This is a genomic window from Thauera propionica (genome assembly GCF_002245655.1).
Lineage (GTDB): Bacteria > Pseudomonadota > Gammaproteobacteria > Burkholderiales > Rhodocyclaceae > Thauera > Thauera propionica.
Genome location: NZ_NOIH01000001.1, coordinates 15,273 through 35,919, shown reverse-complemented (window position 1 = coordinate 35,919; position 20,647 = coordinate 15,273). Strand labels below are relative to the sequence as shown.

Sequence of the window (20,647 nt, the reverse complement as noted above, 5' to 3'; positions counted from 1 at the left end):
CGCATTGATGCGAGCAGGAAATGGGGCGCTCGCCTGGCTTCAGGAACACTGCCCGTCCTTGGACGGGCAGTTTCTTTTTCTGGACCCGCTCTGGCTGGACACGCATCTGCTCAGCGAAGGCGCGGTGCTGATCCTGCGCGAGGCGGCAGCCGCAATCGACGACGATCGCCTGTCTGCGTTCGAGCACGAGATTGCCGACATGGGCGGCTGGCCGCCCGGTCTGGAGCGGCTTGTGCGCAGCCTCGCGACGCTGCCGGTGTGCGCCCCCGTCGGGACGCGAGGGACGGCGTGAGACGCTCGCATCGCATGTTCGATCTCGGCGCGGCACGCATCGCGGTTCGTTCGCCCATCGAGAGCTTCCACCAGCAACTCGACCTCGTGTATCGGGATTACGGCGAGGAGGACCCCGCCGGCTTCGCCGACGTGCGCGTCGCACTGCTTCCGGGCCATCCCTTGCGGCTATGGAAACGGCAGATCGCACTGTGGTCCGAAGGCAGCCGCCCGTTCGAGCCCTACCCGGTTGGCAGCGGCCTCCCGCTGTTCGAATGGGGCGGCAACTGGCTGCTCGCACAAAGGCTGAACGCCTATCTGCTGTTGCACGCAGGGGTGCTCGCGCGCAACGACCGCGCACTGATCCTGCCCGCCGCACCCGGCTCGGGAAAAAGCACGCTGACCTGCGCGCTGCATCTCGCCGGCTGGCGCTTTCTGTCGGATGAGTTCGGCGTGCTCGATCCGGACAGTGGCGATCTGCTGCCACTGCTCAAGCCCGCCGCACTGAAGAACCGCTCGATCGGCATCATCGGCCAGCACCCGCGCGCCAGGCTCGGCCCCGTCTTCCACGGAACGCGAAAGGGCGACGTGGCACATTTCGTTCCACTGCGCGACAGCATCGCCGACCGCCACCGCCCGGCGCGCCCCCGCCTGATCATCTTCCCTCGCTTCCGGGACGGTGCGGCACTGTGCTGTACCCCCATTCACACGGCGGATGCTGCCATGCGGCTGGGGTTGAACAGCTTCAACTACCGCACCCTCGGCACGGTCGGTTTCGACGCTGTGGTACGCCTTGCCCGCGCGACACGCGCCTTCGAGCTGGAGTACGGCGACTTGTCCGCTGCCATCGCACACATCGACGCCCTGTTCGCGGAGCATGCATGAAGCCGCCCCTCTCCCGCGAGCTTCAGTTGCTCCTGCGCGCGCTGAGCGCCCCCCTGGACACCGACATCACCACCTGGGAGCGCCTGCTGCGGTTGGCGCGCATGACTGCGCTGCACGGAAGACTGGCGGCGGCCAACCGCGACAACCCCACGCTGCCGGCGCCGGTGCGGCGTCACCTGCTCTCCGCCGAACGGGTCTGCGCCTTCAACAACCAGATGCTGCGGGCGGAACTCACTGAGCTCGCGGCACTGTGCGATGGATCGTTCCCGGTGCTGGTCGTGAAGGGCGGCGCCTACGCCCTCCAGGGCCAGCGGTTCGCACGCGGACGCTTCGTCTCCGATGTCGACCTGCTCGTTCCGCGCGACCACCTGCGGGCCATGGAGCAAGGCTTGCGGGCGGCAGGGTGGGTACCGGCCCAACTCGACCCGTATGACGAGCGCTATTACCGTGACTGGAGCCACGAAACCCCGCCCATGCGCTTCCCGGGGCGGTTCCTTGAGGTCGATCTGCATCACGCGATCACGCCCGTCACCGGAAGCCTGTGCTTCGACCCGGCACAGCTATTCGACGCGAGCGTGCTGCTGGCGGACTCCCCATTCCGTGTCCTGTCTGCAGAGGACCAGGTACTGCATGCCTGCGTGCACTGTTTTCAGGATGGTGACCTCGCGCTGCGGGTCCGCGAAGTGGTCGATATCGACGGACTCGTGCGCGCGGCGGCCACACAGGACGGCTTCTGGAAGCGACTGCTCGAACGTGCCGGACAACTCGGTCTGCAGCTTCCGCTGTGGTATGGCCTGCACTTCGCCCATGCGTGGATGGAGACGCCGCTGGCACCGGGCGCGCTGGACGCCCTGCCTGGCCCCTCCACGCTCTCACGCAGCCTGATGGACAGGCTGGTCCCGCTTGCCATGCTGCCCCACGACCCCGACCATCCGCCACCGGCGCCGGTACGCGTCGCACGACTTGCCATGCTGGCTCGCTACCACCTGCAGCGCATGCCGCCATCCATGCTGGTGCCTCACCTCGCGCGGAAGGCGGCATTGCGCCTGCGCGGTCGCTTTACGCGCACCCCGGCGCAGAAAACAGAAAGCCAGCCCTGAAGGCTGGCTTTCCACGGACAACATACGCTGCGCTAGACCTCCCACGCACTGCGCAAGGCAGGCGGGGCAGCCTCAGGCAGCGTCGACTACGCCCGCATCCTTCAGCATCTGCTGCAGTTCACCGCTGTCGTACATCTCGCGCATGATGTCGCTGCCGCCGATGAACTCGCCCTTGATGTAAAGCTGGGGGATGGTCGGCCAGCTGGAATAGTCCTTGATGCCCTGACGGATGTCGTTGTCGGCCAGCACGTTGACGGCCAGCACTTCCTTCACACCACAGGCTTTCAGGATCTGAACGGCGGCGGACGAAAAGCCGCACTGCGGGAACTGGGGCGAACCCTTCATGTAGAGAACCACGTCGTTGCTGGTGACCTGGTCGCGGATGACGTCTTGGATGCTCATGATGGTTGGGGCCTGAAAAGTTGAGTTTAATAGTCGGGTAATTCTAGTAACGCAACAGGAGTGCGTCAATATCGGCAACTCGGCAGCGACTCAGTCGCGCCCGAGCCAACGCCCTCCCGAGACGCGCTCGATGCCGGCGATGTCCTTCCACGAGGCGATCGCCGCGAAACCGGCGTCGGCCAGCAGACCGCGCACCGCCGCCGCCTGGTCGTAGCCATGCTCGAGGAACAGCCAGCCGTCGTTCTCCAGCCGCGACGGCGCCCGCATGACGATTTCCTCCAGATCATCGAGGCCGCTCGGTCCCGCCGCCAGCGCACCTGGCGGCTCGAAGCGCACGTCACCCTGCTCAAGATGCGGATCAGCCGCAGCGATGTACGGCGGGTTGGCAACGATCAGGTCGAAGCGCTCATCGCCCAGTGCGGAGAACCAGTCGCTCTGCACGAAGGACACGCTCGCACCGAGCCGTGCGGCGTTGGCCATCGCCACCCACAATGCCTCGCGAGAACGGTCCAGCGCGGTGACATCCGCCTCATCCAGTTCGAGCGCCAGCGTGATCGCCAGCGCGCCGCTGCCGGTACCCATGTCCAGCACCCGCATGCCCTTGCGGCCGGCAGCATGCGCCAGCGCCAACTCGACCAGCAGCTCGGTATCGGGACGCGGAATCAGCACTGCCGGGGTGACCAGAAATTCGCGGCCGAAGAATTCGCGCTCGCCGGTGAGATAGGCAACGGGTTCGCCCGCCACGCGGCGCTCCACCAGGTCGCGATACGACGCCCAGTCCTCGCTCCCCAGGCGCTGCTCGGGCCAGGCAACCAGCCGCGCCGCCGGGCACTGCAGCACATGGCGCAGCAGCACCCGTGCGTCCATCAGGTCGATCCGCGCCCGCGCCCAAGCCAACGCACCGGCGATGTCGACGCTGTCGGGCGTCGCGTTACGCGCGTGCTCGGTCATCACTCGTCCGCCAGCGCCGCAAGCAGCTCTGCCTGGTGCTCCAGCGTCAGTGCCGCGACGAGCTCATCCAGTTCGCCCTGCATGACGGCCTCGAGCTTGTAAAGGGTCAGGTTGATGCGGTGGTCCGTCACCCGGCCTTGCGGGAAATTGTAGGTGCGGATACGCTCCGAGCGGTCGCCGCTGCCGATCAGGCTCTTGCGCTGCGCGGCTTCGGCACTCTGCTGCGCTCGCACCTTCGCGTCGTACAGGCGCGCCGCCAGCACCGACATGGCCTGCGCCTTGTTGCGGTGCTGCGAGCGGTCGTCCTGGCACTCGACGACGATGCCAGTCGGGATGTGGGTGATGCGCACAGCAGAGTCCGTCTTGTTGATGTGCTGGCCACCGGCACCTGAAGCGCGGAAAGTGTCGATGCGCAGGTCGGCCGGGTTGATATCGACCGCAGCCACCTCGTCGGCCTCGGGCAGCACCGCGACCGTGCACGCCGAGGTGTGGATGCGGCCCTGCGTCTCGGTCACCGGCACGCGCTGCACCCGATGGCCGCCGGATTCGAACTTCAGCCTCGAGAACGCACCACTGCCGACGATGCGGGCAATCACTTCCTTGTAGCCGCCCAGGTCGGACTCACTCGCTGACACGATCTCGACCTTCCAGCGCTGGCGCTCGGCATAGCGGGAGTACATGCGCAGCAGGTCGCCGGCGAACAGTGCAGCCTCGTCGCCGCCTGTTCCGGCGCGGATCTCGAGGAACAGGTTGCGTTCATCGTTGGGGTCGCGCGGCAGCAAGGCGCGCTGCAGTTCCTCCTCCAACTCGGCGATGCGCGCCTCGCCCGCCGCCAGCTCGACTTCGCCCAGTTCGCGCATCTCGGGGTCAGCAAGCAGCTCGCGCGCAGTCGCGCAGTCGGCCTCGGCCTGGGTGTAGGCCGCATAGAGCAGAACGACCGGTTCGATCTCGGCGCGCTCGCGCGACAGATCACGGAAGGCGTTCATGTCGCGTGCGGACTCCTCGGCCGCCAGGGTGCGGTCCAGCTCCTGGAGGCGCGCAGCGAGATGCTCGAGTTTGTCGCGAATGCTCTGTTTCATGAATGAATGGTGCGCAACCGTCACCCCGCAGGCGGGCGCGGCGGACAGTCGTCCTGGGCTAGCCCTGGCGAGGGAGGTTGAAGAGCTGTTGCACGAGCTGGCCGACTTCGGCCTTGTGCTCGCCCTCGGCCTGGTTGAGGTAGCGGGTCGGCCCGTGCATCAGCTTGTTGGTGAGGCCGTGCGACAGCGCCTCGAGCACCTTGTGCGGGTCCTCGCCCTTGGCGAGCAGGCGCATCGCGCGCTCCAGCTCGGCCTGACGCAGCGTTTCGGCGTGGTCGCGCAACGCGCGGATGGCGGGCACCGTGACGCGGCCGGCCATCCAGTGCAGGAAGCCTTCGACGCGCGTGTCGATGATCTGCTCGGCCTCGATCACCGCTTGCTGGCGGGACTCCATGCCGGCCTCGACGACCTGAGCCAGGTCATCGACCGTGTACAGGAAGACGTCGTCGAGCTCAGCGATCTCGGGTTCGATATCGCGCGGCACGGCGAGGTCGACCATGACCATCGGCCGGTGGCGACGGGCCTTGACCGCGCGTTCGGCCATGCCGAGCCCGACGATGGGCAGGGGCGCGGCCGTACAGGAGACGACCACGTCAAAGCGCGGCAGCATGTCGCCGATCTGGTCGATACGCATGGTCTGCGCGCCGAAGCGCGCCGCCAGGGCTTCGGCGCGCTCGGCCGTGCGGTTGGCCACGGTCATGGACTTCGGCTGCGCGCCGGCGAAATGCGCGGCGCACAGTTCAATCATCTCGCCGGCACCGATGAACAGCACGTGCTGGTCGGCGACCCGCTCGAAGATGCGCTCGGTGAGATGCACGGCGGCGGCGGCCATCGACACGGTGTTGGCGCCGATCGCGGTGGTGGAGCGGACTTCCTTGGCCACCGCAAAGGTGTTCTGGAACAGCTTGTGCAGCAGCGTACCCATCGTGCCTGCCTCTTCGGCGTGGCGCACGGCATCCTTGACCTGGCCGAGGATCTGCGGCTCGCCGATCACCATCGAATCGAGTCCGCTGGCGACCCGGAACACGTGGCGCACGGCATCGCGTTGCGGATAGGCGTACAGGTAGGGCGAGACGTCGTTGAGCGAGACCTGATGGAAGCGCGCCAGCCAGTCCGCCGCATGCTGCGGCTGCTCGGCAGCGAAGTACAGTTCGGTGCGATTGCAGGTCGACAGGATTGCGGCTTCGCGCACCGAATCGGCATGCGTCAGATCGTGCAGGGCCTGCCCCAGCCGCTCAGGCTGGAACGCAACGCGTTCGCGGATGGCGAGCGGTGCCGTGTGGTGATTCAGGCCGAGGGCGTAAAGCTGCATTCGAGATCTGGCTAAGTCGGCGCACTGCGACGCGATGCCGCGGATTATAGCATCGCGGTTTCCGCCCAAAACTTGAGCGGAATCAGCCACTTTCCACTTGCGATTGGACCGCTGAAAGCAAAACGGGCCGACACATGGTCGACCCGTTCGCGAAGTTCTTGGTGGCCAGGGACGGAATCGAACCGCCGACACGCGGATTTTCAATCCGCTGCTCTACCAACTGAGCTACCTGGCCGAAGAGGTCCGCATTATAGCCCTAACTAGGACTCCGTCAAGATAAATTTTTCATTTTCTTCCATGCCCCGCCGGCCCCAACTCAAACTGTGCGGCACGCCACACAGCCCCGCCCGCTGCGCGCTACGATGTCGCTCGCACGACCCAAGGGCCCGGTCGATAGAGGACACGATGCGCGTACTGCTGGTTGAAGACGACCCGACCTTGGCGGGCGGAATCACTGAATTCCTGCGCGGCCAGGGGGACGAAGCCTGCCACGAAGCGGATGGCCTGGCCGCCGACCGGCGCCTGCAGGACGAGGACTTCGACTTCGTGCTGGTCGACGTGGGACTGCCCGGACTCGGTGGCTACGAAGTCGTGCGCCGGATTCGCAGTCGCGGCCAGCGGCTTCCGGTGATACTGATCACCGCGCGCGACGCGCTCGACGACCGGATCTACGGACTCGATCTCGGCGCCGACGACTATCTCGTCAAGCCCTTCCAGCTCGCGGAACTGACCGCACGCATGCGCGCCGTGCAGCGGCGAGGAGGCGCCACGGGCGCACCGCCGCTGAGCTTTGGTCCGCTGCAGCTGGACGCCGAAGGACGACTGGCTGAGCTCGACGGCGAGGCCCTGGCGCTGACCGGGCGCGAATGGGACATCCTCGAAGCCCTCGTGCGAGCCGACGGGCGCACGGTGGCACGGGAACGCCTGCAGGGCGACGGTAGCGCCAACGCGCTGGAAGTGCACGTGTCGCGTCTCCGTCCCCGGCTCGAAGCGGCGGGACTCCTGATCCGCACGGTGCGCGGCTTCGGCTATCGGCTCGAACGACTGAAGGATCGAGGCGACGGTGCAGCCTAGCCTTCGCCGCAACCTACTGCAGGCGCTTGCCGGCCCGACCACGCTGTTGATCCTCGCCGCAGGTGCCGTGGCCTACGGCACGGCCAAGGGTGTCGTCAACAGCGCGTACGACCAGAACCTGCTCAACCTCGCGCACGGCGTCGCAAGTCACGTCCATCCGATCGGCAATTGGTCCGAGCTGCACCTTCCGGCCGAAGCTGAACGCATACTGCGCACCGACACCAGGGACGAAATCTTCTTCCGAGTGCGCGACAAGCAGAATCGCGTGCTGGGCGGGGATGCCGATTTCCCCATACTGGACGACCTCGATCCAGCCTCGACCTTGCCGATCCCTTACCAGTCCGAGTTCGCGACCGGCGCGAACAGTCAGCCGCCGAAGCTCCTGCAGACGACGGTGTTTCGTGAGTTGGAATATCGGGGCGAGCCGGTGCGCGCCGTGCGCCTGTACCGAAGCGTGGGCGACGGCGGCATCTACGTCACGGTGGGGGAGACCCTGCACAAGCGCCGGGACGCGATGGATAGGTTGCTGCTGGGCTTCGTCTCTGCCAGCGTGCTGCTGGCGCTCGCCGCGGCCGTCGCCGCGCGCTTCGGCATCCCTTCCGGCCTTGCCCCGCTGCAACACCTGGCCGACTCGTTGCGCAGACGCGCCGGTACTGACCTGTCCGCGATCGACCTCGCCGCCGTGCCCGACGAGATCCGCGAGGTCGTTGGTGCGCTCAATGCCTTGTTCGAACGCCTGCGCAAGGCCAGTGCCCGGCAGCGCGAATTCCTGCAGGACGCAGCACACCAGTTGCGCACGCCGCTCGCCGGATTGCAGATGCAGCTCGAGTTGCTCGAAGCCCGGCCGCTGGACGAGACCGCACGGGCCCACCTGCGGAGTTCGGTCGATCGCGTCACCCGGCTGGCAAACCAGCTGCTGGCACTGGCGCGCGCCGAGTCTGGTGGCCGCATGCTCGCGGACGCCACGCCGGTCGAACTGGCGCCGCTGATCGACGACCTGGTCGAGGGCTGGCTGGAGATCGCCGACCGCCGCGGCATCGATCTCGGCATCCAGCGCGAGGCGGTGAGCCTCGTCGGCGACCCCACCCTGCTGCAGGAGCTGATCTCCAACCTGATGGACAACGCACTGAAGTACACGCCCGCCGGCGGCAGCGTCACCCTCCATTGCAGTCCGGCGCCCGACGGCCGCAACATCGAGATCGAGGTCGCGGACACCGGTCCGGGCATCCCCGAATCCGTCCGCGAACAAGTGTTCGAGCGCTTCTATCGCCACACCGGCACGACCGTGGGCGGCAGCGGGCTCGGGCTGCCGATCGCGCGCGAGATCGTGCGCTGCCACGGCGGCCACATCACCCTCGCCGACGGCGCTCACGGGCATGGCACGGTCGTTCGCGTCAGCCTGCCCGCCTCGAACGACAGGGGGCGGTGAGCCCTCGCTCACCGCCCCCTGTCCTGCCGCACGCCCTTGGCCCTTCCCGCTTGAGGAAGGGGCCAGGGATACGAATCAGTGGCTCGATGCCGCCGCAGCGCCGATGCCAGTTTCCGCACGCACCCGCTGCGCGAGATAACCGGCGCGGTCTTCACGGGCACGCGCGCTGCTGTCGAGGATCGAGAACAGCCAGATGCCGATGAAGCCGGCCGCCATCGAGAACAGCGCGGGCGACGTGTAGGGGAAGAGCGCCGACCCCTTCGGATTGCCCAGCGTGACCTCCCACACCGACGGCGACACGATCGTGAGCGCCACCGCGGTGATGAGGCCGATGAAGCCACCGATGGTCGCGCCGCGCGTCGTGCAGTCCTTCCACAGCACCGACATGAACAGCACCGGGAAGTTGGCCGAAGCGGCGATCGCGAAGGCCAGCGACACCATGAAGGCGATGTTCTGCTTCTCGAACGCAATGCCCAGGATGACGGCAACGAAACCCAGCACCAGCGTCGTGATGCGCGACACCTTCAGCTCGGCAGCCGAGTCGGCCTTGCCCTGCTTGAACACCGTGGCGTAAAGGTCATGCGACACCGCCGAGGCGCCGGAGAGCGTCAGGCCGGCAACCACCGCCAGGATGGTGGCGAAGGCGACCGCCGAGATGAAGCCGAGGAAGACGTTGCCGCCGACCGCGTTCGCCAGGTGGATCGCCGCCATGTTGCCGCCGCCCATCAGGCCGCCCTTAGCATCGAGGAAGCTGGGGTTGGTGGACACCAGCACGATCGCACCGAAGCCGATGATGAAGGTCAGGATGTAGAAGTAGCCGATCCAGGTCGTCGCCCAGAACACCGACTTGCGCGCCTCCTTGGCGTCCGGCACGGTGAAGAAACGCATCAGCACGTGCGGCAGGCCTGCGGTGCCGAACATCAGCGCCATGCCGAAGGAGATGGCCGAGATCGGGTCCTTGATGAAGGAACCCGGTCCCATGATGGCCTGGCCGAGCAATCCGGCCTCCTCTGCCGTCTTGCCCCCGGCGATCGCACCCTCGGTCTTGATGCGCACCGCGTCGGCGAACAGCGCCTCGGGCGAGAAGCCGTAGGCAAGCAGGACCATGAAGGCCATGAAGGAGGCGCCGCCCAGCAGCAGGCAGGCCTTGATGATCTGCACCCAGGTCGTCGCCGTCATGCCGCCGAACAGCACATACACCATCATCAGCGCACCGACGATCACGACCGCCATCCAGTACTCGAGCCCGAACAGCAGCTTGATGAGCTGGCCCGCGCCGACCATCTGCGCGATCAGGTAGAAGGCCACCACGACCAGCGTGCCCGAGGCCGCGAAGGCGCGGATCGGCGTCTGCTTGAAGCGGTAAGCGGCGACGTCGGCGAAGGTGAACTTGCCGAGGTTGCGCAGCTTCTCCGCCATCAGGAAGGTGATCACCGGCCAGCCGACAAGGAAACCGATGGAGTAGATCAGGCCGTCGTAGCCGCTGATCATCACTGCCGCCGAGATGCCGAGGAAGGACGCGGCCGACATGTAGTCGCCGGCGATCGCGAGCCCGTTCTGGAAGCCGGTGATGCCGCCGCCGGCGGTGTAAAAGTCCGCCGCCGACTTGGTCTTCGCCGCGGCCCACTTGGTGATGTACAAGGTGCCCAGCACGAACACGCCGAACATGATGATCGCGGTCCAGTTGGTCGCCTGCTTCTCGGCCTGGCCAAGGTCACCCCCGGCGGCGAGCGCAACGGCAGACAGTGCGGCCAGCGCCACCCCTGTGGAGATACGTGCGAGATGAGCGTTCATTTGCCGCTCTCCCTGACGATATCGGCGGTCAGCGCATCGAACTCGGAGTTCGCGCGGCGCACGTAGATGCCTGTGATGATGATGGTGAACGCGATGACGCCCAGGCCGACGGGAATGCCGACGGTCATCACCCCCTCGCCGAGCCGGACGGCCAGCGACTCCCTGCTGAACGCGATCACTGCGATGTAGCCGTAGTACACGACCAGCATGATGATCGTCAGCAGCCAGCCGTAGGACGTACGCGTCCCCACGAGCTTCTGGTATTTCGGATTGGCGGTGATTTTCTTCACCAGATCGTCTTCCATGTTTCCCCTCCTCGCCTTTTAAGTGAACCCGCCGGGCAAGCGCCCAGTCCGGCAAAAGGTAGGGGCGAAGACTTACATTCCGCTTACGCGATCATAAAAATATCTTTTAATAACAGATGCTTAACGCAATCTTAACGCTAGCTGAACACATCAGCCCAGCGGATAGACGTCGCCCTGCACGGCCGGCGGCGCCTGCAGGTGGGTGCGCGGAAAGACGACGCGCGCGAGCGTGCCCTGCCCTGCAGGGTTTGCGTCCAGCGTGACTGTGGCGCGGTGCAGCTCGGCGATCTCGCGCACGATCGGCAACCCCAGGCCGGAGCCATCGACGCCGCTGCCCAGTACGCGATAGAAGCGCTCGAACACCCGCTCCCGGTCGGCGTCGGGGATGCCCGGGCCGGTATCCTCGATCTCCAGGATCGGGGACCCGGCGAAGCGCGTGCGCAAGGTGACATGGCCGCCGCGCGGCGTGTACTTGACCGCGTTGTCCACCAGGTTCTTCACCAGCTCGCGCAACAGCACGGCATTGCCTTCGACGAGCAGTGCGGCTTCGCTGCCCTCGGCACCCAGATCGATGTTCTTGGCCTGCGCGCGCGGAAACAGCTCCAGCGCCACCTCGCGCACCACGGCACCCAGGTCCACCGGCTCGACCGCATACAGCTTCTCGAAGCTCGCCTCGGCCCGTGCCAGCGACAACAACTGGTTGATGAGGTGAGCGGCACGGTCCGTACTCTCGGCAATGTGGGCGAGCGACTGCCGCAGTTGCTCGGGATCGGTCTCGTGCAAAGCGAGGTCGGTCTGCATCTTCAGGCCGGTCAGGGGTGTGCGCATCTGGTGCGCAGCGTCGGCGATGAAGCGCTGCTGTGCCTGGAGGTTCTCTTCCAGCCGCGCCATCATGTCGTTGAAAGCGATGATCAGCGGGCGCACCTCCTCGGGCACGCTGGCCGGCGCCACCGGTGACAGGTCGGTCGGACGCCGGCGACGGATCAGGCTCTGCAAGCGGTTCAGCGGCGCGATGCCGCGCGACAGGCCCACCCATACCAGCACCACGGCCAAGGGGATGATCGCGAACTGCGGCAGCAACACCCCGGTCACGACTCGCGACGCGAGGTCGCTGCGTTTGTTGCGCGTCTCGGCCACCTGCACCAGCACCAGGGGCGACTCATCGCCCTCTCCCGGACGCAGCAGCCGATAGGCCACCCGCGTCTCCTCACCGTGGATGATCTCGTCGCGGAACAGCACTTCCTCGCCCACCGGGCCGACAACACCCTGCGGCCGCGGGATCTCGGGGTCCCCGGTGATCGTGACGCCCTGCTCGTCCGCCACCTGAAAGTACAGCACGTCGTCCTGGTCGGCGCGGAACAGCGCTCGCGGCGGCGCCGGGAAATGCACGACGATCTGGCCATCGGCGAGCGTCACCAGGCGCGACAGCGCGCGCACGCTGTCGGCCAGCGCGAGGTCGTAGGGCTGGTTGGCGATGTTGTCGGCAACGTTGTGGGTGACGATGATCGAGATCGGCCACAAGAACAGCAGCGGCGCGAGCATCCAGTCGAGGATCTCGCCGAACAGCGAATTCGGCGGCCCGGATCGCCTCGGGGCGGCGGCCGCCTTCTCAGGCTTTCGTCGCCGGGACCGCATCCGAGTTTTCCAGGCAGTACCCCAAGCCGCGAACGGTCACGATGCGTACCCCACTGTCCTCCAGCTTCTTGCGCAGGCGGTGGACATAGACCTCGATGGCGTTGCTCGAGACCTCCTCGCCCCACCCGCACAGGTGATCCACCAACTGGTCCTTGCTGACCAGGCGGCCCACCCGCAGCAGGAAGACTTCCAGCAAACCGATCTCGCGCGCGGACAGGTCAAGCACCTGGCCGTCCACCTTCACCACGCGGTCGGCCTGGTCGTAGGACAGCCGCCCCAGTTCCAGGCACCGCGCCTGCCCGGTGCCGCGACGCGTCAGCGCACGGACCCGCGCTTCTAGTTCCGGTAGCGCGAAGGGCTTGGTCATGTAGTCGTCCGCCCCCGCATCCAGGCCACGTACGCGGTCATCGACACCGTCCTGCGCAGTCAGGATCAGCACCGGCAGCGCCGATTTGCGCGCGCGCAGGCGCTTGAGCACCTCGATGCCGCCCAGGCGCGGCATCCCGAGGTCGAGAATGAGCAGGTCGTAGGGCTGGGAGGCCAGGGCAGCGTCGGCTTCGATGCCGTTATCGACATGGTCCACCGCGTAACCGCTGCGCTTGAGGGCACGACCGATGCCGTCGGCAATCACGGGATCATCTTCGGCAAGAAGAATGCGCATGAAATTCCGGATGTAAGTTACGTGTAAGCGGTTACGCCTAGCATCGGCTCCGCTGTTCTCCTTTTGCTCGGTCATCGGGAGCATGCCAGGCCCGGCCTCGGCATGCTTCAGGGAGCGGCCAGGTCAACCGGTCGCCGCTCCCTACCGACTTTTCTTCGACGCATCCCCTCGCCTTTCATCCTGCGGGCCTCCGCCCCGGGGTCGCGTCGTCAATCCTTCCGAGTTCTCAAGATTATCCCACGGTTTGCGCAAGCGTCCGTGATCCCTGCACGCTGTCCGCCATTCGTGCAATCGGCCTCGCGTAAACGACGAAAGCCCCGCTTGCGCGGGGCTTTCGCCTTGAAGCTGATGCAGCCCCGGCGAACCGGGACCGCAGACCGGACATTACATGCCCATGTCCATGCCGCCCATGCCACCCATGCCGCCCATCGGGGGCATGGCCGGCTTGTCTTCGGCCAGCTCGCCGACCATGCAGTCGGTGGTGAGCATCAGGCCGGCGACGGACGCGGCGTTCTGCAGCGCGGTGCGGGTCACCTTGGTCGGATCCAGCACGCCCATTTCGACCATGTCGCCGTACTCGCCGGTCGCGGCGTTGTAGCCGAAGTTGCCCGAACCTTCGACGACCTTGTTCACCACCACCGAGGCTTCGTCACCGGCGTTGGCGACGATCTCGCGCAGCGGCTGCTCCATGGCGCGCAGCACGATCTTGATGCCGGCGTCCTGGTCGTGGTTGTCGCCCTTCAGGCCGGCCAGGTTGGCGCGGGCACGCAGCAGCGCAACACCGCCGCCGGGGACGATGCCCTCTTCCACCGCAGCGCGGGTGGCGTGCAGGGCGTCTTCGACGCGAGCCTTCTTCTCCTTCATTTCGACTTCGGTCGCGGCACCGACCTTGATCACGGCAACACCGCCGGCCAGCTTGGCCACGCGTTCCTGCAGCTTTTCACGGTCGTAGTCGGAGGTCGCCTCCTCGATCTGCACGCGGATCTGCTTGACGCGGGCTTCGATGCGCTCGGCCTGGCCAGCACCGTCGATGATGATGGTGTTTTCCTTGCCGACTTCGATGCGCTTGGCCTGGCCCAGGTCGTCCAGGGTGGCCTTTTCCAGCGTCAGGCCGACTTCCTCGGCGATGACCTGGCCACCGGTCAGGATGGCGATGTCTTCCAGCATGGCCTTGCGACGGTCGCCGAAGCCCGGGGCCTTGACGGCGCAGGTCTTCAGGATGCCGCGGATGTTGTTCACCACCAGGGTGGCCAGGGCTTCGCCCTCGACGTCTTCGGCGATGATCAGCAGCGGACGGCCGGCCTTGGCGACTTGCTCCAGCACCGGCAGCAGGTCACGGATGTTCGAGATCTTCTTGTCGAACAGCAGGACGAAGGGGTTGTCGAGGATGGCAACCTGCTTGTCCGGATTGTTGATGAAGTAGGGCGACAGGTAGCCGCGGTCGAACTGCATGCCTTCGACGACGTCCAGCTCGTTGTTCAGCGACTTGCCGTCTTCGACGGTGATGACGCCTTCCTTGCCGACCTTGTCCATCGCGTTGGCGATGATGTCGCCGATGTCGCTGTCGGAGTTGGCCGAGATCGAGCCGACCTGGGCAATTTCCTTGTTGGTCGAGCAGGGCTTCGACAACTTCTTCAGCTCTTCGATGGTGGCGACGACGGCCTTGTCGATGCCGCGCTTCAGATCCATCGGGTTCATGCCGGCGGCAACGAACTTCATGCCTTCGCGCACGATCGCCTGGGCCAGCACGGTGGCGGTGGTGGTGCCGTCACCAGCGATGTCCGAGGTCTTGGAAGCGACTTCCTTGACCATCTGCGCGCCCATGTTCTCGAACTTGTCCTTCAGTTCGATTTCCTTGGCGACGGAGACACCGTCCTTGGTCACGGTCGGGGCGCCGAACGAGCGCTCCAGCACCACGTTGCGGCCCTTCGGGCCCAGGGTCACCTTGACCGCGTTGGCCAGGATGTTGATGCCGGCGACCATGCGTTCGCGGGCGGAATCACCAAACTTGACTTCTTTAGCTGCCATTCTTCAGAACTCCGGAAATGTTTCGGTTAGCGTTTCTGGGATTCGGGGGAGGCTCAGGCCTCGACCACGCCCATGATGTCTTCCTCGCGCATCACGAGGAGCTCTTCGCCTTCGACCTTCACGGCCTGGCCGGCATACTTGCCGAACAGGACCTTGTCGCCCACCTTGACGGCCATCGGACGCACCTTGCCGTCGTCCAGGATCTTGCCGTTGCCGACAGCCAGCACTTCACCCTGATCGGGCTTCTCGCCGGCGCTGTCCGGGATCACGATACCGCTGGCGGTCTTGCGTTCGGCTTCCAGACGCTTGACGATCACGCGATCGTGCAGGGGACGAATCTTCATCGAGTTCTCTCCTATCTACGGTTCAACTGTTTGGGTTGATTGATTCGCGGGCAGACCCGCAGGCAAATTCGCAGTGAGCTCCGGCGCAGCGCGATCGCTATCGCCCGAAGCTTGTTAGCACTCACCGCCAACGAGTGCTAATAATAGGGACGGGGTTTGGGGATTTCAAGGGCGGGTCGGGCGAAAATTTTTCTCGCCCGCACTTTGCCGCAGGAACGGGAACGCTTCGCAAGACAGCCCCCTTCCGGCGGCTGCCCCGCGCGGCCGCGCGCAGCGCAGCCACAGCCAGTCAGGATTCGGGCGCCCCGGCTTGCGTCTGCGTTTCGACCGGCTTGAGCGCTTCCAGTCGCGCGCTGAGGAAATCATCGAAGCCCTGGCTCACCAGGCTGTAGGTCTTGCGCACCCCGGCCTCGATGTCGCCCTCGAATACGTTCAGGCCACTGAGGATATCCGTCGCCTCCTTGTAGCCCTGCTCGAAGCCGCCGCGGACGAGACCGACAAAATCGCGCAATACGGTCTCGGCGTCCTTGTCAGGATATTGCTCGGCATAGCGGTCGAACAGCCCCGTGGCGAACGAGAGGATCCGTTCGGCCGTCGCTTCGGGCGAGTTGTCCCCCTGCACCGCGTTCTGCAGTGCCAACTCGCCCAGTTCCGGCTTCAGGATCTCGTTGATCTTCTCCAACGCGGCACGGAACAGCAACGCCTGGCTCTCGTTGCCCGCATTGATGGCCACACTGAGCGAGGCCTGCAGGATCTGGACATTGCTCTCTGCCCGCACGTCCTCGTAGCGAGCACTAACGGGCCTCACCTCGTCGCGACGATTCGTGCTGCTGGCTGCCCCCCGTGCGGGATCGAGGGCCGCAGCGGATGAGCCGGCGGATACGTTGAATATGGCCATGACACTCTCCTTGTCGATAGCAGGCTTCACTTTCATTCTAGACGCCGCCTGCGCGACGGAAAGTTCGGGTGCCTTGCCCGTTCCTGCTGACGCGCGCACGCGGTGCGGAAATCGAACTCGGAGACCAGGCAGCGATCACACCGCGCGGCAACCTGCGTCACGCAGGCTCTGCCGCACGCCGGCCGCCACGCTGTCCAGCCCCGCTTGTCGCCCCCACAACCCCGAGCCCGTCACCCCATGCGCCTGACCACCCCTCCCGTCCGCCAGCTACTGGCCCTGCTGCTCGTCTGTGCGAGCTGGCTGCTGTCCGCACCTTCTGCCATTCACGCAGCCGGCCCGCAATGGCACGGAGCGGCCTTCGAGGGCGATCGCGCCAGTCTTGCCCGCTTGGCCGCCGCGGGAGCGCGGGTGGTGCGTGTCTATCGACAAGAAGACGCCTGGGTACTCGACGAAGCCCATCGGCTCGGCATGAAGGTGGTGATGGGGCTGTGGCTGGAGCACCCGCGCCACGGCTTTCGCTACGACGACCCGGCAGCGGTGAAGCGGCAGGAACAGGCACTGCTCGATTTCGTCGCGCGCCATCGCCACCATCCTGCCCTGCTCGCGTGGGGCGTCGGCAATGAGGTGGAGACCGACGCGGCCGACCCGATGCCACTCTGGCGCGAGGTCGATCGCCTCGCCGGCCTCATCCGGCAGGCAGACCCGGCCCATCCGACGATGATGGTCGTGGCCGACACCGGCATGGAGGCTTTTCGCGCCCTCGCCGGCTGCTGCCCGAACGCGGACCTGCTGGGCATCAACGTCTATGCCGGTGCGGCGTTCGACCTGCCGCAGCGTCTGCGCGCCGCCGGCATAACGAAACCCGTGGTGGTCGCCGAGCTGGGCCCCCTCGGCCAATGGCAGGCCGGACGCAAGCCCTGGGGCGCACCGGTCGAGCTGACAAGCACCGAGAAGGCACGCTTCTTTGACGACGCCCTCGCATTCCTCAAGACGCAGGCACAAATCCGCGGGGTGTTCCCTTTCCTGTGGGGCGCGAAGCAGGAGCAGACGGGCACCTGGCACGGGCTGCTGCTGGCCGACGGCAGCGCGACGGCAATGAGCGACGCGGTGACGTCGGCCTGGGGCGGGCGACCGGGCACGCCAGCGCCGGTCGTACGCGGCATCGGCATCGCCGCCGACGTCTTCACGCCGGGGGCGGAAGTCTCGGCCGGCATCGACGCAGCAGCCATCGACGACACGCCATTGCGCACCGAATGGCAGGTGCTTGCCGAGGCCACCGACCTGCGCAAAGGTGGCGATGCCGAAACGCAGCCCGAACGGGTCGATGTCCGCGTGCTGCATGCGGATTCCGCCAGCGTGCGCTTCGTCGCACCCTCGCGGCCCGGCCCCTACCGCCTCTTCATCACCGTGCGCAACGCTCAGGGAAAAGCGGCCACCGCCAACCTGCCCTTTCTGGTGCGCTGAACGCGCGCTGCATTCCATTGCCCCGCGCGGTTTATGATGGCGCAAGAAGAACAGCAAGGTCCCGCAATGCACGTCGCCCCGCTGCCTCCGGAACGTCTCCGAACCGTCTGCGACCCTTCTTCCCTCGGGTTCACGTCCACTGCCGAGATCGACGACGCCGACGTCGGCTTCATCCACGACCGCGCGATCGGCGCCATCCGGCTCGGGCTGGACATCGAAGGCCCCGGCTACAACCTCTTCGTACTCGGCGATGCCGGCAGCGGACGACACGACATCGTCGCCCGCCTGCTCGCGGAAGAACGCCACCACGGCACGCCGCCTGCTGACTGGTGCTATGTCTGGAACTTCGCCCACGCCTCGCAGCCGCGGCTGCTGCGCCTGCCCTGCGGGCGCGGCGCGGGTTTTCGCAGCGACATGGAGCGCTTCGTCGAGGAGCTGATGCCTGCGATCGGCGCGGTGTTCGAGAGCGACGACTACCGTAACCACATCGAGGCCCTGCAGGAAGAAGCCAAGCAGCGCGAGGAAACCGCCCTGCGTACGCTCGGCGACGAGGCGCAGAAGCTCGGCATTGCCCTGCTGCGCACGCCGCACGGCTTCGCCTTCCTGCCGATGAAGGATGCGGAGAGCACGCTGTCGCAGGACGAGTTCGAGGCGCTGCCCGAAGCGCGCCAGAAGGAACTGGGCGACAACATCAAGCTGCTGCACGAACGCATGCACCGCCTGATGGGCGGTGACTTCCCGCGCTGGCGGCGCGAACTGCAGAACAGCATCCGCGATGCGGGACGCGACGCGCTCGGTGTCACCGTGCAACACATGATCGAGGAACTCAAGCCCACGTATGCCGACCTGCCCGAGGTCGGCGCCCACCTCGACGCTGTGCTGCAGGACATCATCGCCAGCGGCGAATCGCTTCATGCCTCGCCGCACGCCGACGAGGACGCGGACACCATCACCTACTCCGGCACGATCACCGTACAGCGCTACCTGGTGAACCTGCTCGTCGAAAACCCGGTCGACGGCACACGTCCGGTCGTGTACGAGGACCATCCGACATTGCAGAACCTCGTGGGCCGCATCGATCATCTGGTGCACATGGGCACGCTGGTCAGCAACTTCACGCTGATCAGGGCCGGCGCCCTGCACCGCGCCAACGGCGGCTTCCTGGTGCTCGACGCCGTCAAGCTGCCGTCCCAGCCCTTCGCCTGGGAAGGCTTGAAGCGCGCGCTGAAGTCGGAGCGGCTGCGCATCGAGTCGCTGTCCGAGCTGATCGGCGTCACCGGCTCGGTGCAGCTCGAGCCCGAACCGATGCCGCTCGATCTGAAGGTCATCCTGATCGGCGAGCGCCTGATCTACTACCTGCTGGGCCAGTACGACCCCGAGTTCGCCGCGCTCTTCCGCATCAATGCCGACATGGAAAGCGAGATCGCGCGCACACAGGACAGCACGGCCGCCTATGCGCGCCTGATCGCCGCCCTCGCGCGGCGCGAGTCCCTGCCCCCGCTGTCAGCCGCCGCCGTGGCAAGGCTGATCGACGATGCCGCGCGCCTCGCGGGCGACGCCGAGCGCCTGAGTGCACGCACCCAACCCATCGACGACCGCCTGCGCGAGGCGGCGCATTTCGCCACCGCGGCCGGCAGTGCGCAGATCGAACGCGAGCACGTGGATGCCGCGCTGGCCGCACATCGCCAACGCCACGAGCGCGTCCGCCTGCACTACCAGCAGGAAATCCAGCGCGGCCAGTTGCTGGTTGACACCGACGGCGAGCACATCGGCCAGGTCAATGGCCTGGCGGTCGTGCCGCTCGGCTCGGACAGCTTCGCCCATCCGGTGCGGATCACCGCCACGGTGCGCGTGGGCGAAGGCGAGGTGATCGACATCGAGCGCGAGGTCAAGCTCGGCGGCCCGATCCACTCGAAGGGCGTGCTGATCCTGTCGTCCTTCGTCGCGTCACGTTTCGGCATGATCCTGCCCCTGTCGCTGAAGGCGAGCCTGGTGTTCGAGCAGTCCTACGGCGGTATCGAGGGCGACAGCGCCTCGCTGGCCGAACTCGCCGCGCTGCTGTCGGCGCTGGCCGGCGTACCGATCCGGCAGTCGATCGCCGTCACCGGCTCGGTCAACCAGTTCGGCATCGTGCAACCGGTGGGCGGCATCAACGAGAAGATCGAGGGCTTCTTCGACCTGTGCGCGGCCCGCGGACTGACCGGCGAGCAGGGCGTGCTGATCCCGCAGGCCAACGTATGCAACCTGATGCTGCGCGAGGACGTCGTTGCTGCCGTGCGCGACGGTCACTTCCGCGTCTGGGCGGTAGCCGAGGTAGACGAAGCGCTGGAGCGCCTGACCGGGCTGCCCGCCGGCGCCCCCGACTCGCACGGCCAGATGGCGCCCGAGGATTCGGTCAATGCCCGCGTGGTCGCGGGGCTGAAGAAGCTGGTGCAGTTGCGGCGCGAGTTCAATGCATCGGTTGCGGGTCGCCGCAGTGACAAACGCAACATTTCCTGACATGCGGCGATCGACAGCCGGTCCGCGCGCCCCGTAACATCCGCACATCATCACAACCTGATCGGATCTGACATGCGCAACTGCCTCAAGCCCCTGCTTCCCGCCCTTCTATCGCTCCTGGTCGCAGGCACGGCCCAGGCCGGTGGCTCGACCGCGCTCGGTGGCGCCATCGGCGGCGGTGCTGGCGCCGTGATCGGCGAGGCGATCGGCGGACGCGAAGGCGCCATCATCGGCGGCGCAGTGGGCGGCGGCGTAGGTGCCGCGGTCGGCTATGACAACGAAGACCGCCGTGTGCGGGAACCGGTGCGCGTCGAAGAGCGCCGCTACTACGAGGATCGCCGCCACGCGCCGAACCGCGGCACGTTCTGCCCGCCGGGACAGGCCAAGAAGGGAAACTGCTGACACCCGGCCCTGCTTGCTGACCGCGCGCCCGGCTTCCCTGAAGGAGCGGGCGCGCGAGTCATTGCACTCGAATGAATAAGTAATCCACTTTTTGATCTAAAACAGTCATAAGGCT

Annotated in this window: 19 protein-coding genes and 1 tRNA gene; 8 read left to right on the top strand and 12 right to left on the bottom strand. The window is 66.4% G+C overall.

The genetic code is table 11. The features are described 5' to 3' along the window. Window positions 1-58 precede the first annotated feature (58 nt). From CGK74_RS00160 to CGK74_RS00150, 3 genes are read left to right on the top strand one after another with little or no spacing between them, the layout of a single operon-like run. A complete protein-coding gene (locus CGK74_RS00160; RefSeq protein ID WP_240498577.1) occupies window positions 59-292 on the top strand; it encodes a hypothetical protein in 234 nt (77 codons plus the stop codon). After that, the gene (locus tag CGK74_RS00155; protein ID WP_338056354.1) at window positions 289-1,155 is read left to right on the top strand and encodes an HprK-related kinase A; all 867 of its coding nucleotides are present in this window, start codon (window positions 289-291) and stop codon (window positions 1,153-1,155) included. Before CGK74_RS00160 ends, CGK74_RS00155 begins: the two co-directional genes overlap by 4 nt. Next, entirely contained in the window at window positions 1,152-2,255 is a 1,104-nt protein-coding gene (locus tag CGK74_RS00150) for a nucleotidyltransferase domain-containing protein (RefSeq protein ID WP_094266325.1), read from the top strand. Before CGK74_RS00155 ends, CGK74_RS00150 begins: the two co-directional genes overlap by 4 nt. Window positions 2,256-2,327: 72 nt before the next feature. Here the strand turns inward: CGK74_RS00150 and grxD are convergent, their stop codons facing one another. The 5 genes from grxD to CGK74_RS00125 all read right to left on the bottom strand — a co-directional run bounded on the left by grxD (window position 2,328) and on the right by CGK74_RS00125 (window position 6,234). Next, entirely contained in the window at window positions 2,328-2,657 is a 330-nt protein-coding gene (gene grxD, locus CGK74_RS00145) for a Grx4 family monothiol glutaredoxin (protein WP_094266323.1), read from the bottom strand. A gap of 90 nt (window positions 2,658-2,747) precedes the next feature. Then, entirely contained in the window at window positions 2,748-3,608 is an 861-nt protein-coding gene (gene prmC / locus CGK74_RS00140; protein ID WP_094266321.1) for a peptide chain release factor N(5)-glutamine methyltransferase, read from the bottom strand. After that, window positions 3,608-4,687: a peptide chain release factor 1 gene (prfA, locus tag CGK74_RS00135; protein ID WP_094266319.1), complete on the bottom strand. Its 1,080-nt coding sequence runs from the start codon at window positions 4,685-4,687 to the stop codon at window positions 3,608-3,610. The genes prmC and prfA overlap by 1 nt, the downstream gene beginning before the upstream one ends. A 58-nt stretch (window positions 4,688-4,745) precedes the next feature. Next, window positions 4,746-5,999: a glutamyl-tRNA reductase gene (hemA, locus tag CGK74_RS00130; RefSeq protein WP_094266317.1), complete on the bottom strand. Its 1,254-nt coding sequence runs from the start codon at window positions 5,997-5,999 to the stop codon at window positions 4,746-4,748. Between the two features lie 159 nt (window positions 6,000-6,158). Further along, window positions 6,159-6,234 (bottom strand) — tRNA-Phe (locus tag CGK74_RS00125). A gap of 170 nt (window positions 6,235-6,404) precedes the next feature. Here CGK74_RS00125 and CGK74_RS00120 point away from each other — a divergent pair. Beyond that, window positions 6,405-7,073, top strand: coding sequence for a response regulator transcription factor (locus CGK74_RS00120; RefSeq protein WP_094266315.1), 669 nt, complete (start codon window positions 6,405-6,407; stop codon window positions 7,071-7,073). Continuing rightward, window positions 7,063-8,502 carry a sensor histidine kinase gene (locus CGK74_RS00115; protein ID WP_094266313.1) on the top strand — a complete coding sequence of 480 codons (1,440 nt, stop codon included), beginning with the start codon at window positions 7,063-7,065 and terminating at the stop codon, window positions 8,500-8,502. Before CGK74_RS00120 ends, CGK74_RS00115 begins: the two co-directional genes overlap by 11 nt. A 75-nt stretch (window positions 8,503-8,577) precedes the next feature. Here the strand turns inward: CGK74_RS00115 and CGK74_RS00110 are convergent, their stop codons facing one another. The 7 genes from CGK74_RS00110 to CGK74_RS00080 form a co-directional block, all read right to left on the bottom strand. Further along, window positions 8,578-10,296 carry a cation acetate symporter gene (locus tag CGK74_RS00110; RefSeq protein ID WP_094266311.1) on the bottom strand — a complete coding sequence of 573 codons (1,719 nt, stop codon included), beginning with the start codon at window positions 10,294-10,296 and terminating at the stop codon, window positions 8,578-8,580. After that, a complete protein-coding gene (locus CGK74_RS00105) occupies window positions 10,293-10,601 on the bottom strand; it encodes a DUF485 domain-containing protein (protein WP_094266310.1) in 309 nt (102 codons plus the stop codon). Before CGK74_RS00105 ends, CGK74_RS00110 begins: the two co-directional genes overlap by 4 nt. A gap of 150 nt (window positions 10,602-10,751) precedes the next feature. Continuing rightward, a complete protein-coding gene (locus CGK74_RS00100; RefSeq protein WP_094266308.1) occupies window positions 10,752-12,236 on the bottom strand; it encodes a sensor histidine kinase in 1,485 nt (494 codons plus the stop codon). After that, window positions 12,211-12,897 (bottom strand): response regulator transcription factor, encoded by a 687-nt coding sequence (locus tag CGK74_RS00095; protein WP_094266306.1) that lies wholly within the window; start codon window positions 12,895-12,897, stop codon window positions 12,211-12,213. Before CGK74_RS00095 ends, CGK74_RS00100 begins: the two co-directional genes overlap by 26 nt. 384 nt (window positions 12,898-13,281) lie before the next feature. Beyond that, window positions 13,282-14,925, bottom strand: coding sequence for a chaperonin GroEL (gene groL, locus CGK74_RS00090; protein ID WP_094266304.1), 1,644 nt, complete (start codon window positions 14,923-14,925; stop codon window positions 13,282-13,284). 53 nt (window positions 14,926-14,978) lie between these two features. After that, entirely contained in the window at window positions 14,979-15,269 is a 291-nt protein-coding gene (gene groES / locus CGK74_RS00085; protein WP_004262792.1) for a co-chaperone GroES, read from the bottom strand. A gap of 289 nt (window positions 15,270-15,558) precedes the next feature. Beyond that, window positions 15,559-16,203 (bottom strand): DUF5610 domain-containing protein, encoded by a 645-nt coding sequence (locus CGK74_RS00080; protein ID WP_094266302.1) that lies wholly within the window; start codon window positions 16,201-16,203, stop codon window positions 15,559-15,561. 201 nt (window positions 16,204-16,404) lie between these two features. Here CGK74_RS00080 and CGK74_RS00075 point away from each other — a divergent pair, with 201 nt between their 5' ends. From CGK74_RS00075 to CGK74_RS00065, 3 genes are all read left to right on the top strand, one after another. After that, window positions 16,405-17,631 carry a glycoside hydrolase family 2 TIM barrel-domain containing protein gene (locus CGK74_RS00075; protein ID WP_133091741.1) on the top strand — a complete coding sequence of 409 codons (1,227 nt, stop codon included), beginning with the start codon at window positions 16,405-16,407 and terminating at the stop codon, window positions 17,629-17,631. Window positions 17,632-17,697: 66 nt separating this feature from the next. Next, window positions 17,698-20,130: a Lon protease family protein gene (locus tag CGK74_RS00070; RefSeq protein WP_094266422.1), complete on the top strand. Its 2,433-nt coding sequence runs from the start codon at window positions 17,698-17,700 to the stop codon at window positions 20,128-20,130. 72 nt (window positions 20,131-20,202) lie between these two features. Continuing rightward, entirely contained in the window at window positions 20,203-20,532 is a 330-nt protein-coding gene (locus tag CGK74_RS00065; protein WP_094266300.1) for a YMGG-like glycine zipper-containing protein, read from the top strand. The last annotated feature ends 115 nt before the right edge of the window (window positions 20,533-20,647 follow it).

Coding starts and splice junctions, on each gene's coding strand:
- prmC (WP_094266321.1), bottom strand. CDS start 3,608: ATGACCGAGCACGCGCGTAACGCGACGCCCGACAGCGTCGACATCGCC.
- groL (WP_094266304.1), bottom strand. CDS start 14,925: ATGGCAGCTAAAGAAGTCAAGTTTGGTGATTCCGCCCGCGAACGCATG.
- CGK74_RS00100 (WP_094266308.1), bottom strand. CDS start 12,236: ATGCGGTCCCGGCGACGAAAGCCTGAGAAGGCGGCCGCCGCCCCGAGG.
- CGK74_RS00095 (WP_094266306.1), bottom strand. CDS start 12,897: ATGCGCATTCTTCTTGCCGAAGATGATCCCGTGATTGCCGACGGCATC.
- CGK74_RS00075 (WP_133091741.1), top strand. CDS start 16,405: ATGCGCCTGACCACCCCTCCCGTCCGCCAGCTACTGGCCCTGCTGCTC.
- grxD (WP_094266323.1), bottom strand. CDS start 2,657: ATGAGCATCCAAGACGTCATCCGCGACCAGGTCACCAGCAACGACGTG.
- CGK74_RS00080 (WP_094266302.1), bottom strand. CDS start 16,203: ATGAAAGTGAAGCCTGCTATCGACAAGGAGAGTGTCATGGCCATATTC.
- CGK74_RS00065 (WP_094266300.1), top strand. CDS start 20,203: ATGCGCAACTGCCTCAAGCCCCTGCTTCCCGCCCTTCTATCGCTCCTG.
- groES (WP_004262792.1), bottom strand. CDS start 15,269: ATGAAGATTCGTCCCCTGCACGATCGCGTGATCGTCAAGCGTCTGGAA.
- CGK74_RS00105 (WP_094266310.1), bottom strand. CDS start 10,601: ATGGAAGACGATCTGGTGAAGAAAATCACCGCCAATCCGAAATACCAG.
- CGK74_RS00150 (WP_094266325.1), top strand. CDS start 1,152: ATGAAGCCGCCCCTCTCCCGCGAGCTTCAGTTGCTCCTGCGCGCGCTG.
- hemA (WP_094266317.1), bottom strand. CDS start 5,999: ATGCAGCTTTACGCCCTCGGCCTGAATCACCACACGGCACCGCTCGCC.
- CGK74_RS00110 (WP_094266311.1), bottom strand. CDS start 10,296: ATGAACGCTCATCTCGCACGTATCTCCACAGGGGTGGCGCTGGCCGCA.
- prfA (WP_094266319.1), bottom strand. CDS start 4,687: ATGAAACAGAGCATTCGCGACAAACTCGAGCATCTCGCTGCGCGCCTC.
- CGK74_RS00070 (WP_094266422.1), top strand. CDS start 17,698: ATGCACGTCGCCCCGCTGCCTCCGGAACGTCTCCGAACCGTCTGCGAC.
- CGK74_RS00120 (WP_094266315.1), top strand. CDS start 6,405: ATGCGCGTACTGCTGGTTGAAGACGACCCGACCTTGGCGGGCGGAATC.